The sequence below is a fragment of the Longibacter salinarum genome, assembly GCF_002554795.1.
In the GTDB taxonomy this organism is placed as follows: Bacteria; Bacteroidota; Rhodothermia; order Rhodothermales; family Salinibacteraceae; genus Longibacter; species Longibacter salinarum.
In genome coordinates, this window is record NZ_PDEQ01000006.1 from 308,094 (window position 1) to 321,550 (window position 13,457).

Below are 13,457 nucleotides of genomic sequence, written 5' to 3' on the forward strand. Positions count from 1 at the left end.
ATCGGTTTCCGGCCGGTGGCAATCAACGAAATCCGTCCGTTCGCTGGCCTGAATCGCGATCGTCCGCCAAGATCGACCGGCCAACTCGATAGGCTTCAAGCTCAAGGGGAGCGGCACGATACCCATGGACGGTGATCTGCCGAATGTACTGATCCACAAATGCGGAGAGTGAGCCGAGACGTTCGACCTGGGCAACGTGACAGCACTCGTGGGCGAGTACTTCCAGGTCTGACTGAACGCTCGGTTTCAGGTAGATGGAGTGATCGAGCGTGAGTCCCAGTGTTTGATCGCCCAAGAGCCCGTTTTCGCGACAGAGCCGGGCCAATAGCGGATCGTTGGGGAATGGCACGTGCTCGGTCTCAATGATGCGGATGTTCGTTACGTCTGAAACGCCCGCTGACCGTGCAATGGAGATTTCGTCCTGGCGAAGCGCGCGTCCCGTTCGTGCCCCCCGGTCCGCTTCCGTGCGTGCCCAGCGAGCGGCACGTTCAATGATGATATCGATGGGCTCTTGATTCATATCACCGTCGGAAACGTGGGCGTACGATCACGTGAGGGTGCGCCAGCGGAAGATAGCATTTGAGGCGGTCATGCGATACTTTCCAAGGACGTTGGCGCGGCACGACAAAGATGACGAATCGCCGGAAGCAATCCATCGCTGTCGGTCTGCGACGTCAGAGAGATCGGATATATTCTTACCACTTGCCCACTTGAATCCGATGGACACGTTCCCACCCCTCCCATACGAAGAATGGATATCAACTCGAATCGGGCTTCATCTTCGACTCCAGATTATCGGTAAAATTCGGCTTGCTTTGATGCCGAAGCGCAACCACTGGTGGCACGTACCGCTCTACGTTTCCACCTCGGGGTTCACGACCCGTCCGATGCCATGTGATGGGAGCCGGCTGCTCGAAATTGAAATCAACGTTCTCCTCGACCGTGTTCGGCTGCGGACGACCGACGGTGAGATTGTTCACGTCTCGATGCACGACGGTCAGTCGATCAGCGAGTTTTATCGGGAAATCGACCATGCGCTGTCGTCGCTCGGGGTGAAAAACCCGATCTCGCATCCGTCTCCGTTCGATGCGCCGAGCTCGATTCCGTTTGCGGATGATGACCAGCACGATGGGTATGACGGAGACGCCGTGCGCCGATTCTGGAGAGTGACGACGCAGATCCAGCCGATCTTCCAGGAGTTTCAGGGCCAGTTCCTCGGCAAGGATACGCCGGTCCACCTCTTCTGGCATAGCTTCGACCTCGCCTACACTCGATTCTCCGGTCGAGAAGCGCCACCGATGCCTGATGCCGATCCGGTGACGCGCGAAGCGTACTCCCACGAGGTCATCAGCTTCGGATTCTGGGCCGGAGATGAAACGACGCCGGAAGCCGGATTTTACTCGTATACATTTCCAGAGCCAGACGGACTCACACGGGTTCATATCGATCCTGAAGCCGCGGCGTGGGTCACGCAGGATACCGGCTCGATGGCGTTTCTCCCGTACGAAGCCGTGCGGCGATCAGCGACCGCACGTGAGGACATCCTGACCTTTTTGAACTCGACCTATGAGGCGGGAGCGAAGCTCGCAGAATGGCCCGCCGGGCTCGTAAGGCAACCGGTACAACCGAGTTGACAGAGGTCATCACCCTCATCGAACGAGGGGCACGTCGCCGGGGCGAGCCGGTTGGCTAGACCAATTTCTTCATCATCTTGCAGCGCCGGAGCCATTTTTTCTTGTTTTCCAGCTGCTGGATGCTCATTTCCGATTGCGCGACGTTGAAACGGCGCTTTGCCGCGGCGTGCACGTCCCGGATCGAGACATCCTTCCCGCGATCCTGCAGCAAGTACGCCAACTCGGTCGCATCCTCGGACAGCTCCTTGCGAAGCTCTTCTTCTCGCGCTGAAACGTCCATCGCGGACGGATCTGGACGCTTATACGGCTGCCGACTCACCTGCAGGGCAGAGTCGGTGCCCCGGCGGTTCAGTTCGAGGCGGTGCGTTTCGAACTCGCTCTCGCTGACCGACGTCACTGCCCACTTCGAGCGTTCGCTGGGGCTTTTCGGCTCGGCCGGATCCTTCGGCGGGGACTTTTCCTTTCGCGTGCGAATGCCTTCCTGAACCTCGCGCGTGACCCAGTCGAGCGTTTGCTCCAGCCCAAGGTCTCCACTGGTATAAACGTCACACACGTTCGCGTCCTCGTCCCACGGCGAAAAGTAGCGCATGCCGCGGAAGATCTGCTGCAGCGTTTTGGACTTCGCGCTGACGAGGTCGAGCTTGGCGATGACGCTGATCGTTTTAATATCGGTGCCTTCCCCGATCATGTCTACCTGGACCATCACGTCGTATGCGCCATTCCGGTACGCCTCAAGTCGCTTTTCACGCTCCTCTCGCGGGACATCCTGTCCGATTCGAGTCGACGACAACCACCCGTACCGGCGCTGCATAAAATCCAGCACCTCGGCGGCGTGGCGGTTGCTCATGCAGATGACGAGCATCTGGTGATTGCGTCCATCGCCGTCCATTTTGCGCAGCGTTCCCTTCATTTGCGCGCGTTTGGACTGAAACCGCGCGACAGCCGGCCCCAGGAGGGAGTCGAGGTAGACGTCGTGGAAGCGAAGGCGGCGGCGGGCAAAATACCGATCGATGTCGGCATCCTCTCGCTTGATGTCCTTCAGTTCTTTGAGCGTAAACTCGACCTCGCGCCCGGAGTCTTCCTCAACCATCGTGATTGAGTAGTCGATGACGTGGGCCTCCACGCGCTTGAGAATGCCGCCTTCAGCATGCGCCTGACGGAGTGTAACCTCATGAAGTGCCCGGTAGAACTGGTCCTCGGAGCCGTCGTCGCGCGTAATTGTATCGTGCGGGACACCGAAGAGCGGTTGCCCGTCGCTTCGAATCGGAGTTCCGGAGAGCCCGACCAGCGAATTGTATGGTAGATTGTCGACCGCAGCCGACCATGCGCCTTCTTCGGGCAAATGGTGGATCTCATCGAGAACGAAGAGCGGCTTGCCTTGCTTGCAGTAGCGCTTCAGGTCTCGATTTCCCGAATCGCCGCAGGCATACTGGTACGTGGCGATAACGATGGGAATCGACGAGTTCTTGAGATACACCCGGCTGCTGTCCGCCACGCAGAAGGGGAGCGGCGGCTGGCCGATCCACTGGAGCATCCGCGCCATCTCCTCCGGGTCGGCGTACTGGTCGCGAAGGTTGCCGCGGGGAACGAAGACCACGAGCCGGTCACAGATGCCCATCGAGCGCGCGACCGCGAAGGAGCCGAGCGCCGTCAACGTTTTTCCGTATCCCGGAACGAACACCCCGAGGTGGTCGCGCTGGCCGTTGTCATAGGCTTTCGCGAGACGGTCGAGAAAGACGTGTTGACCATCTCGAAACGAGAAACCCGGCGCGGGATCAATGCCGGGGATGGCAGCGGCGGGACGAACATCGTCGGCCACTGGCGTTTCGGTGCCGGACGAGCGAGATGCTTCGGAGGGGCGCGACGAACTCATGCAGCGAGGGGGGAATCACTTCGATGCGGCAGCTTGGGGGCGTGCGAGATCACGCACTCTGTCAAGCGACGGAGGCACTTCGATACCGACGTGACGCAGATTTATACCGCGGTCGTCGGTCGGCTCATCTCAACACGACTGACTAATGTACGGCAGGAGACAGGAGACGGTAAAGCTTCCTACGTGACGCTTTCGCGAAGCCGCGAGTACGGAGAGAGTGAACTGCCCAGAGGTCAGGGAAAGCGACATTAATGGACGGGTGCGTCACGAGACCGTGCTGCGTTCCTGGAGTTCGTTCCGGTTGTCCCATCTCATCGATCCTCTGAGGTCCAGGCGTCCAGTCGATCGATCATGGAAAGGGCGTCATCAGAAAATGAAGGAGCGCTCGGATGGCTCTTCGCTGCGCGGTGATACGCACGCAGAAATGAGAAGACGCGACCGACCGTTTTTCGGAGTGCGGAAGCGCTGGATTGGTCGGCGATCACATCGGCCATGAACGCGCCCGTCGGGTGCCCGCCCATGGGAATAGCGCGCTGGATCTGGCGCACGGTACCCGGTGAAAATTGCTGGCGCTGTTCCAGCTGTGCGAGCAGCCGGTCGATTTCTGCAATCACCGTCGGAGCATCCGCGTAGGCCATCCGGTAGTCCTGAGAGTAGTCGCCAAGCGGCGTCCCGAGTGGCAGGTCCCGGGTGAGCATAGCCGGTTTGTCGATTCGATCCGCAATACCTTCATTCTCGAGTTGCTCCAGCGCCCCAACCAGCATCGTGACGTGCCCATTGTCGCGGTCGGTTCGTTGCCGCGAGATGGACGAACGATAAGAATGAAACAGCTCATGTGCGATGAACCGAACGAGGGCATCACGTCCCATCGAGTACGCCATCCAGAGATCAATCGCGACGACATCCGGAGAGGCGTATCCGTCGTCTAGAAACAGCAGGAAGGTAATCCGCGGCGGGTAGCGGTCGGTGAGTGCACCTTCGGGCAGGTGCGGCTGCAGCGTTCGCATCACGTCAACCACGAGCGAGTCGTCCCGAGCGAGGGTTTGCCTGTAGGTCTCCAGGTCCTCTCGATGGGCTTTCACGCGGCGGAAGTGCCGAATCATGCGAGGACGCATCCAGACCGTTGACCGCTCGACGGATTCTCGTTCGTCCGTCCGTCGCGGGTCGAAGGTAAGCTTCATGGCTTCGACGATCGGATATCGAAGCGGGTAGCGCCCCGACAGCATGTGGTATCCCGGCGATGTAAACAGAAGGCGCCAGTCCCGCTCATCCAGCGGTCGAGATGCTGCGAGCGTGTCCGCGACGGACCAGAATGCATCCAGCCCGGAAAAGTCCACCTGCGGGAGAGGAATCTGCGCCAGTCGGTCGTTTGGCGCATCGTCGGGCTGTGCATGGGTCTCCAGTCCCCAGGCCGCCACAGCCAGGAGGAAAATGATCACAGCACGCAGGAGGCGGAAGCGCATGGCAAAACGAGCTCCGGGGAGAGACGGACGGCGTGTACGGTAGGTCGAATAAGAAAGATGCGTGCCGAATCGACCGCGCAACGATTTGACCGTAGCCTACGGACACAGAGCAAGTCGGAACGAGCGGGGTCGGGCGTTGGTCACGATGCACCCGTATCCTGCTTAATAAACACGTGCTTCGCTATGTCTACCAACCCTTCGCGCGACGTAGCCCAGCGGTTTGTCCAGGTATGGAACGCCGGGCGCCTCGACGTGATCGATGACGTGGCTGCCAGTGAGATCATTGTCGATTATCCTCATTTCCCCGAACCCCTTCGAGGGGAAGAGGCTTTCCGTAAGGTGATGGAGAAGACGTATCGGTTCTTTCCCGATCTGGAAATTGAGGTTCAAGACCTTGTCGCTGGGGAAGAGAAAGCGGCCGTCCGTTGGACGTATCGCGGCACGCACACGACTGGAGAGATGTTCGGTGTGGAAGCCGATGGGACGGTGGTCGAGGTGTCTGGACTATCAATGTACGAGATCGAGCGTGGGCGCGTCGTGAGCGATCGCGGTGTGGTGGACAATCTTGGTCTGATGGATCAACTCGGCGCGAGGTGAGAGCAGAGGATTCTCTACATGAGCAGGGAGGAGGTTGTCGCAGGATTATCAATCACAAAGGAATGCGGGACGAGCGATGTGTCATGTATCGGGAAACGTTTCTCAGTATCAGTGATACAGATCTGTACTGAAGTATCCCCGGCATCGATTCCCCCTGAGCCTATGGCTGACGCTACAGCCTCAAGATCCAACCCGTTGGCCCGCCAGCCCGTGACGGTCATCGCCCACTTCGCGAATCGTCGGTACGCGGAGATGGCGAAGACCCGTCTGCAGGAGGCCGCAATCGACGCGCTGGTGATTGCTGATGACGCCGGTGGTATTCGCCCCGACCTCGAGCACGTCCACGGCGTTAAGCTGGGCGTTCTGCGCCATGAAGCGAGCGACGCCATCGCCGCTCTGGTGGATGCTGGCTGGACCGACGAGGTCTTGCTCGATCTGCGCGAGACGACGACCTCGGACGGGGATTTTTCCTCTCTATTCCTGTGGATCGGGGCGGGTTTGGCTTTCGCTGCTGCACTGGCCATTGCCGTTGCGTATGCCGTCGGCGCGTTGTAGGAACCGCCGTCTCCATTTCGTGCTGCGTGCGGCTCAGTCGTCCCTCTCGACCGACTCGGTTTCCGATTCAAGTCGACGTGCAGTACGACGTAGTAGCGCCGCCGCGCTTGTCATCAGGTCTTCGCTCTGCCCGGCTGCTACCTGGGCCTCCGTTTGCCACTCCTCGAGGTCTTCGACATCGTCGAGGTCATCACTGGCGGCGCGGATGGCTGATTGTGCGATGACTGCGAGCGCGTCCGTCACGCCTCGTAGAATCTCATGGGCATTCGTCGCTCGATTTCCGAGTTCGATCAGGTGCGTATTGAGTTGCTCGTTTTCCATGACTGGCTAGTCGCAGGGTGGGGGACAGGGAAGTTGGAACGGATGGGCACCCATCACGATGTCGTGGCCGCCTGATCCCACATCGACGCGACCGTATCACTCCGGTAGGTCTTGCCGGCCAGAATCTGCCGGATCGCGTCGAGATACTCGTCGGGTTTCCCCTTCATGACGTATCCAGACGCGCCTGCGTTATGGGCGGCTTCGACGTACGTTTGTTCGACGTGGCCCGACAGCATCAGGTATCGCGCATCGGGATGACGTTGTCGGAGACGCCGGAGCAGGTCGATCCCACTCATTCCGGGGAGCGCGACGTCGATGAGGAAGAGGTCGGGGACGTCGTCGCCAATACGGTCGAGCACGTCCTCGGCTCGCCCGGCGACGCCCGATACCTCCAGGTCGTCTTCTGCGTTAAGGTACGCCTGCATCGACTCGCGCATCAAGGTCTGGTCTTCGACGAGAAATACGGTTGCTGTCATCGGTTTACGTGTTAGACTGGTTGAAGAAAAGGGGGGGAGTGGGAGCATCAAGATGCGCCCGATGGGCCTGGAGGCGGAGGCGGCATGTCTCCAGACAGGATCGACGGAAACTCTTGAAGCCTCTGTTTTGGGAAACGAATGGTGCATTTGGTTCCGCCGCTCGGAGGAGAGTCGATCTGGAAATTGGCCCCCAGCAGGCGGAGCCGTTCTCCTGCCGTCCGGAGCCCGTAACCAGTACGTTCTTTTTCCAGCTCCTTCGCGACATCGAATCCGCATCCTTCGTCGGCGACGGCGATTACGATATTTGCCGAGGTTTCGGCGATGTGTACGGTCGCCTTGCCGATGCCTGCGTGACGGTACGTGTTCAGTAGTAGCTCGCGAACGGCCTGGAAAAAGATGAGGAGCATCTCATCCGGGACATCTACGCTCAGGCGGTCTCCCTTAAGTTGGACATCGAATCCGCGCGTTTCATCAAAGTGAGACCGGAGCCACTGGAGTGATTCCAGGAGCCCATCGGAGTCGAGAACGGGCGGGGCGAGATCGACGCTCAGTCCGCGTGTGGTCTGAATTGCTTCCCGAAGAAGATCGTCGATTCGTGAGGGATCAACGGACAGAGCTTCAGGATCAACGTTCGGATTCGACTCAATGTCGTTCAGAAGCATCTTCGTCTGAACCTGCACGCCGTACAGGAACTGCTGTAATTCGTCGTGCAGCGTGCGTGCAATATCGCTTCGTTCCTGCTGTTCGACCATCGATAGTTCAACGGCGAGCGTTCGGACCTGCCGTGTTCGCGTTGCGACGGTCTCTTCCAGCGATTCCATGAGATCACGAAGCGATTCCTCGGACTCCCGCCGCCGCGTAATGTCGAGCAGAATGCCATTTAGCCACCGAACATGTCCGTCATCATCGTACAGGGGCTGCCCGCTATCCTGAAGCCATCGAACGGATCCGTCTGACGTGAGAACGCGATACTCGATGTTGTATGGCGTTCTATTGGTAACGGCTCGTGCTACCTCATCTCGAATATGTTGGACGTCGGCACTGACGATCACATCTCGGAACGAACGTCCCGCTGCATCGAGGGAATCCGGAGCAATCCCAGTGATTTCTCCGAACCCATCGCCCATGTAGAGTGACGTCCATTCCCGGTCGTACGTGCACCGGTAGACGGCGCCTGGAAGTCGGTTGACGAGAGCATCGAGTCGGCGCATGCGGTCGCCGGAAGCGTCTGGATCGGTCGCACGGTCTCTACTGGGGCGTCGCGCACGGGCGGAAGACGGATCCGCATCGGCGCTCTTTTCGCGCGAATCGGGTGACGTATCAGATGAGGGCGGCATGGGGGGCGGGTCCGGGAAGCGGGTGGTGGAACTGCAGGAGGCGGGTCGTCAGGATGCCGTGGGTTGGGACGGTTGCTGGCTGTGTTCGCTGCTCTGAGGGGCTGGTAGGACCTCCGCCTGCGTACTTGCGTCATCGGTTCGTATCGCCTGTGTGGATAGCACGTTAACGAAGAACGTCGTTCCGTCTCCCGGGGACGACGTAACATCAATTCGTGCGTCCATCGCCTCTAGCAGCTCTTTCGTCACGGCGAGACCGAGCCCGCTCCCGTTCGCGCTCGTGTCGTGCTGGGTGAACGGTTCGTACATGACATCCAAAAATTCCCGATCGATGCCCGGGCCGGTGTCCGAGACCTCGACGCAGATCCAGCGACTTCGTGGATCGGGCGAGTGAGCACGAACCACAACCCGGTCCCCCGTACCGCTATACTTAATGGCATTCGAAATTAGATTATCGAGGACGCGTCGAAGCGCCTCTGAATTGATGTGGGCCAGGATCGGACGCTCGGGCGTTTCGGCGTGGAGCGTGATGTCCGCATCTTGAGCGCGAGGGGTTAGCGCACTCACGGTTTCTGTGATCAAAGGTCCAATGTCTACGTTTTGCAACGTGAGGTCCATCGCGCCAGACTCGAGTTCAGCGAGCTCGGATAGGGAATCTGCCATGCCGTTAAGGTGACCGGCCGCCCGGAGGATTTGTTGGACGTATTCAGTATGTGAGCCATCAACGTCGCGATCCAACAGCTGTGCATAGCCATCAATGACAGAAATCGGGCTCCGGATGTCGTGCGCCATGCCCGATAGGAATTGCGACTTTGATCGACTTGCTTCCTCAGCGCGCATGCGGGCCTGCTCAGCAGCAGCGCGAGCGTTTTCGGCCGTGGCCCGCGCGATCTCCGCTCGTTGCGCCGTTTGCCGGAGCGATTGAGTCTGCTGCCGGCGGCGTTGCATTTCGAGCCGTAAGTCGAGTTCGCCCATTACCAGACTCGCAAGATGGTCCAGGTGGCGAAGCTTCGTGCGCTTCGGCTTCGGACGTGGCTTCGTATCCAGTACGCAGAGGGTTCCGAGGGCATATCCATCTCCCGTCATTAGAGGAGCTCCGGCGTAAAACCGGATTCCTGGGTCGCTCTGAACGGAGGAAAATGAGGCGAAAGGTTCTTCATTTGCAGCGTTCTGAACGACCATGACCTCGCCCGCTTCGATCGTTCTGGCGCAGAAGGAGTCCCCGCGAGACAGTTCGTCTGCTTCCAGTCCGAGAGACGACTTGAACCAGTGACGATCACGGTCGATGAACGATACCGCGGCCATGGGTGCGTCAAACATGTGCGCCGCGAGCTCGGTGATGCGGTCGAACGCAACCTCGGGCACTGTGTCGAGGATATCGTATCGGTGGAGGGCCTGAAGCCGCTTCTCTTCGTCGAGCGTGTACGGTGAGATGCTGGAGGTTGAGCGGCCGCCGTCGTGCATGGGAGCGGTGCAGGTAAGGGAGGACATGTGGGGGGCAACGGGCAGAAACAAAAGGGGGAATCGTCGGAATTCGCTGCGCTGGACGATTTGTAGTAAATGGCAACGGAGAATATAGTGGCATGACGTCGGTATGTAAGGGACATCGGTAATCTGAGCCGAGACGTACGAACATATTTACCTTCTACTGCAAGCGGATTCCCGGGTAGATGTCGCAGGGCGGGCCGAGCAAGAAGGACTCGACGTGGAGATCGATGAAAGATCTGCATGTCGAATATCGGGCCGGGACGATTCCCTCGGTGTGTACTCGCCAACGCCAGCGAGTCCGAGAGAACATGTCAATCAAATACAGCTTCCCCTCACGCAAAATGCCGGGTCGAGTCGTACCCTCGTTCCATCATTCTCGCATGTCTAGGGTCTCGAAGGGAGCATTCGGCTCGGAGGCGGAAGCGCGTAGTTTGCCCATAGATCGTTCTCGTCGCGGCATCCATGGACGTTAGATGCACGTGCATGACACGGGACGAGGGGCGAAAATCAGGACGCTACGCATGGTGCGGCGATACGCCGAGAGACAATGAACCCGATTTTGAAACGTGATCTTCCTTTCGTACGCAAGTCATCATCTTCTCCCGTACAAAGGGTTCGCGAGAAGCTCTCCAGCCTTCCGGCAGTAACGGACCGGAAATCAAGAAACTGGTTGTCGCAGCAAAAGAAGGACGAACCGTCCGAATCGTTATTGACAACCATCGGGTTGGCGACCGCGGTCGGTGCGATATGGGCTTATAATGCCGGTGTCCGGCCCTGGCACCGGCACTGGGGAGCGACGAGAGATGAACTCAACGGGACGCTTCCCGGGGATGAGCTTGTCCCCCGACCCACATACTCCACCACACGTGCGGTGACGATCCAGACGGCCCCGGAAGAGATTTGGCCTCATCTTGTCGAGATTGGACGTCGACATGGACGGCTCTACACGGACAGTCAGGTCGAGGCCTCCGAGAAGCGGGATCGAGGAAATGGTCGGGCCCGGCCGCGGAAGAAGATTCATGTCGACGATGTCGTTCGCTTCGGACCCGCGCCATGGATCGGGCAGAGCGATCAGATGCAGGTGATCGAACTGATTCCCTACCGAGCGATCGTGTTCGGTTCGATGAGAGAAACGATTGCGCGGTTGCCAGCTCAACGGTCGTGTCGTGGGACGTGGGCCTTTGTGCTGGAGCCGGTGGACGAGACGAGCACGCGCTTGGTTATCCGGACTCGGGCACGACCTTCCTGGGCGCGGCAACCCGTGGTGTCGCTCTACGATCCGATTCATTTCTTTGTCGAGCGTACGTTGCTACTCGATGTGAAGGAGGCGGTCGAGGCCTCATCCCGCGCGGAAGAAGAGCCGATTCCGGCGTAGGTCGGGCGTACGTTCGCCGGACGCGATCATTTCACTTTGTGCTGAGAGTCCGTCAGTAGCGATGCAATCACGCCGTTATGATCCCGCTGGAGTGTCTGTTCGATCCTGGCTGATCGTTCTGATGACGATCGCGCTGACGGGCTGCGTTCGAGCGCAGGATGTCCGCCACCTGACACCATCAGAGTGCGTCGAGATAGCGCTCGAGCGACATGGCGACGTGCGCATGGCCGACTACCGGCGAAACCAGGCGGAGGCCGTCTATGATGAGGCGCGAACGTTTCGTTTGCCCACGTTTCGTGTAAGCGCATCCTATCGACGGCTAAGTTCGAATGTGACAACGTTTACTCTCGACGAAAATGTGTTCGACGGCGACACGACGCCGATCCAGGATCTAAATTTCGACGCCTCCCTCCAAGATCAGTACGCGGTTCGCGGCGACGTTGAGCAGACTCTGTTTTCCGCCGGGCAGACGCGCAGCCAAATCGAAGCAGAGCATCAGTTAACGCTTGCGCAGGAGCATCGGGCGAGCGCCGTTCGGAGAAATGTGGCGCATCGCGTGCGACTAGCCTACTGGTCGCTCGTCGCGGCGGAGGCCAGCCGTGACGTTGCGCGGTCGGCGCGCCGGGAGGTAGACGAACAGTTACGCGTGACGAGAGCGCGCTATCGGCAGGGAATGGCGTTGCGGAGCGATGTTCTTGCCCTGGAAGCACGAGCGAGCGAGTTGCGCGCGGAGCAACGAAATGCCGATGCGGCGGTAGCGTCCGGTCGACGTCTTCTAAGCGATCGAATGGGACTGGACCAAGGCGTCATCGTCCGACCGACAACGCGCACGTTTCCGTTGCGCCCGATCCGGGAAACGACCTCCGAGCTATTCGCCGTCGCGGTTGCGATGCGACCGGATCTGGAGGCCGAAGATCATACGGTTAGTGCCTGGCGCAACCGAAGCCGCGCGAACCGGCGCGCCCGGTGGCCGACGATCTCCCTCGTCGGATCGTACGTCTACGCCCGCCCCAACCTTGCCATGTTCCCGCAAGAGGACCGATTCCAGGGGACGTGGGAGGTGGGCGTGCAGATGAATGTCGATCTGTGGGATTGGAACCGGCAGGGACACCGTGCCCAACAGTTTGAGGCCACGTGGATGGAGGCGCGCGAGCAACAGCGGCAGATGCGACGACGGATTCGACTGCAGGTTGCTGACGCCGTGGAAGAGGTCCACCGTTCGGTCGACGTATTGCACGCTGCGCGAGAGCGAAAACGAGCCGCGGCGGAAGTCTTTCGCGTGATGCGTCGTCGTCATGCGGAAGGTGTGGCCCTGACGACAGAGGTGCTGTCGTCCGAGCGGGCGTACCGCGAAGCTCGCTATGCCACTGTTGAGGCGGAAGCCCGATACGCGCAGGCCCACGCAGGGCTAGATCTCGCCGTTGGGAAACCACCATCCACACCCGAATGAAACGTGGGCTGTCCATGGCCGAAGACCATCGAACGAAACAGGCGCCACGTCGGCGATAGCCAACTGCTGTGATGGAAGCGAAGAATTCGAACCGGGCGGAAGCGAGTAGTCTCTCGGGTGCATCGGCATCCGATACAAACGCCATGTCCGTCGTGCCGGATCGCGTGTTTTGCGCGCGTGGTTTGACAAAAGTGTACCACATGGGCGAAGTGGATGTCCACGCACTACGGGGCGTCGATCTGGATCTGTTGGAAGGGGAGTTGGACGTTTTGCTCGGGCCGTCGGGAAGCGGGAAGTCGACCCTGCTGAACATCCTCGGCGGACTCGACACGGCGAGCGGCGGTACCGTGGTGTACCGTGACATCGATTTGTCTCATGCCACGGAAAGTGACCTCACCAATTTTCGCCGGCAGCACGTCGGATTTGTCTTCCAGTTCTACAACCTGATCCCGAGCCTCACAGCGCGCGAAAACGTCGCCATCGTGACCGAGATCGTGGAGAATCCGATGACACCGGAAGAGGCGCTCGCCCTCGTCAACCTTCAGGATCGGATGGACCATTTTCCCGCGCAACTCTCGGGTGGGGAGCAGCAACGGGTCTCCATCGCACGAGCGATCGCGAAGAACCCGGCCGTCCTGCTGTGCGATGAGCCCACGGGTGCGCTCGACTCAAAGACGGGCATCGTCGTACTTGAGGCGCTCAAACGTGCCAACGAGACGCTCGGAACGACCACCGTAATCATCACACACAACGCGGTCATTGGCGATATGGCAGATCGTGTCATCTCCATTCTCGATGGTCGAATTGCAGATATCAAAACGAATACGTCGAAGCGAGACCCGAGCGATCTGACCTGGTAACGAGCTGGCGCTCGCGGCGCCATACATCCGA

13 protein-coding genes are annotated in these 13,457 nt (G+C 59.6%); 6 read left to right on the top strand and 7 right to left on the bottom strand.

Going from position 1 to position 13,457, the window contains the following annotated elements; translation table 11 throughout:
* Positions 1–22: 22 nt before the first annotated feature.
* On the bottom strand, positions 23–520 hold the full coding sequence (locus CRI94_RS12980) for a hypothetical protein (RefSeq protein ID WP_098076419.1): 498 nt from the start codon (positions 518–520) through the stop codon (positions 23–25).
* Between the two features lie 199 nt (positions 521–719).
* Here CRI94_RS12980 and CRI94_RS12985 point away from each other — a divergent pair, with 199 nt between their 5' ends.
* Positions 720–1,634 carry a DUF5996 family protein gene (locus tag CRI94_RS12985; RefSeq protein ID WP_098076422.1) on the top strand — a complete coding sequence of 305 codons (915 nt, stop codon included), beginning with the start codon at positions 720–722 and terminating at the stop codon, positions 1,632–1,634.
* A 55-nt stretch (positions 1,635–1,689) separates the two neighbouring features.
* Here the strand turns inward: CRI94_RS12985 and CRI94_RS12990 are convergent, their stop codons facing one another.
* Positions 1,690–3,507 carry a DEAD/DEAH box helicase gene (locus tag CRI94_RS12990; RefSeq protein ID WP_098076425.1) on the bottom strand — a complete coding sequence of 606 codons (1,818 nt, stop codon included), beginning with the start codon at positions 3,505–3,507 and terminating at the stop codon, positions 1,690–1,692.
* Positions 3,508–3,818: 311 nt separating this feature from the next.
* Complete coding sequence (locus tag CRI94_RS12995) at positions 3,819–4,970, bottom strand: DUF5700 domain-containing putative Zn-dependent protease (protein WP_179862298.1); 1,152 nt, start codon at positions 4,968–4,970, stop codon at positions 3,819–3,821.
* Between the two features lie 183 nt (positions 4,971–5,153).
* Here CRI94_RS12995 and CRI94_RS17735 point away from each other — a divergent pair, with 183 nt between their 5' ends.
* Together CRI94_RS17735 and CRI94_RS13005 are read left to right on the top strand one after the other, a co-directional pair.
* A complete protein-coding gene (locus CRI94_RS17735) occupies positions 5,154–5,567 on the top strand; it encodes an ester cyclase (protein ID WP_179862299.1) in 414 nt (137 codons plus the stop codon).
* A gap of 162 nt (positions 5,568–5,729) precedes the next feature.
* A complete protein-coding gene (locus CRI94_RS13005; protein WP_098076433.1) occupies positions 5,730–6,122 on the top strand; it encodes a hypothetical protein in 393 nt (130 codons plus the stop codon).
* A gap of 33 nt (positions 6,123–6,155) precedes the next feature.
* Here the strand turns inward: CRI94_RS13005 and CRI94_RS13010 are convergent, their stop codons facing one another.
* From CRI94_RS13010 to CRI94_RS13025, 4 genes are read right to left on the bottom strand one after another with little or no spacing between them, the layout of a single operon-like run.
* Complete coding sequence (locus CRI94_RS13010; RefSeq protein ID WP_098076436.1) at positions 6,156–6,443, bottom strand: hypothetical protein; 288 nt, start codon at positions 6,441–6,443, stop codon at positions 6,156–6,158.
* 53 nt (positions 6,444–6,496) lie between these two features.
* A complete protein-coding gene (locus CRI94_RS13015; RefSeq protein WP_098076437.1) occupies positions 6,497–6,919 on the bottom strand; it encodes a response regulator in 423 nt (140 codons plus the stop codon).
* Between the two features lie 47 nt (positions 6,920–6,966).
* Complete coding sequence (locus CRI94_RS13020; RefSeq protein ID WP_098076440.1) at positions 6,967–8,256, bottom strand: sensor histidine kinase; 1,290 nt, start codon at positions 8,254–8,256, stop codon at positions 6,967–6,969.
* A 48-nt stretch (positions 8,257–8,304) separates the two neighbouring features.
* Positions 8,305–9,744 (bottom strand): GAF domain-containing sensor histidine kinase, encoded by a 1,440-nt coding sequence (locus CRI94_RS13025; RefSeq protein ID WP_098076443.1) that lies wholly within the window; start codon positions 9,742–9,744, stop codon positions 8,305–8,307.
* 667 nt (positions 9,745–10,411) lie between these two features.
* Here CRI94_RS13025 and CRI94_RS13030 point away from each other — a divergent pair.
* The 3 genes from CRI94_RS13030 to CRI94_RS13040 all read left to right on the top strand — a co-directional run bounded on the left by CRI94_RS13030 (position 10,412) and on the right by CRI94_RS13040 (position 13,426).
* Positions 10,412–11,116 (top strand): hypothetical protein, encoded by a 705-nt coding sequence (locus CRI94_RS13030; protein ID WP_143815402.1) that lies wholly within the window; start codon positions 10,412–10,414, stop codon positions 11,114–11,116.
* 91 nt (positions 11,117–11,207) lie between these two features.
* Positions 11,208–12,566 carry a TolC family protein gene (locus CRI94_RS13035; RefSeq protein ID WP_179862300.1) on the top strand — a complete coding sequence of 453 codons (1,359 nt, stop codon included), beginning with the start codon at positions 11,208–11,210 and terminating at the stop codon, positions 12,564–12,566.
* A gap of 143 nt (positions 12,567–12,709) precedes the next feature.
* Positions 12,710–13,426 carry an ABC transporter ATP-binding protein gene (locus tag CRI94_RS13040; RefSeq protein ID WP_098076651.1) on the top strand — a complete coding sequence of 239 codons (717 nt, stop codon included), beginning with the start codon at positions 12,710–12,712 and terminating at the stop codon, positions 13,424–13,426.
* Positions 13,427–13,457: the final 31 nt, after the last annotated feature.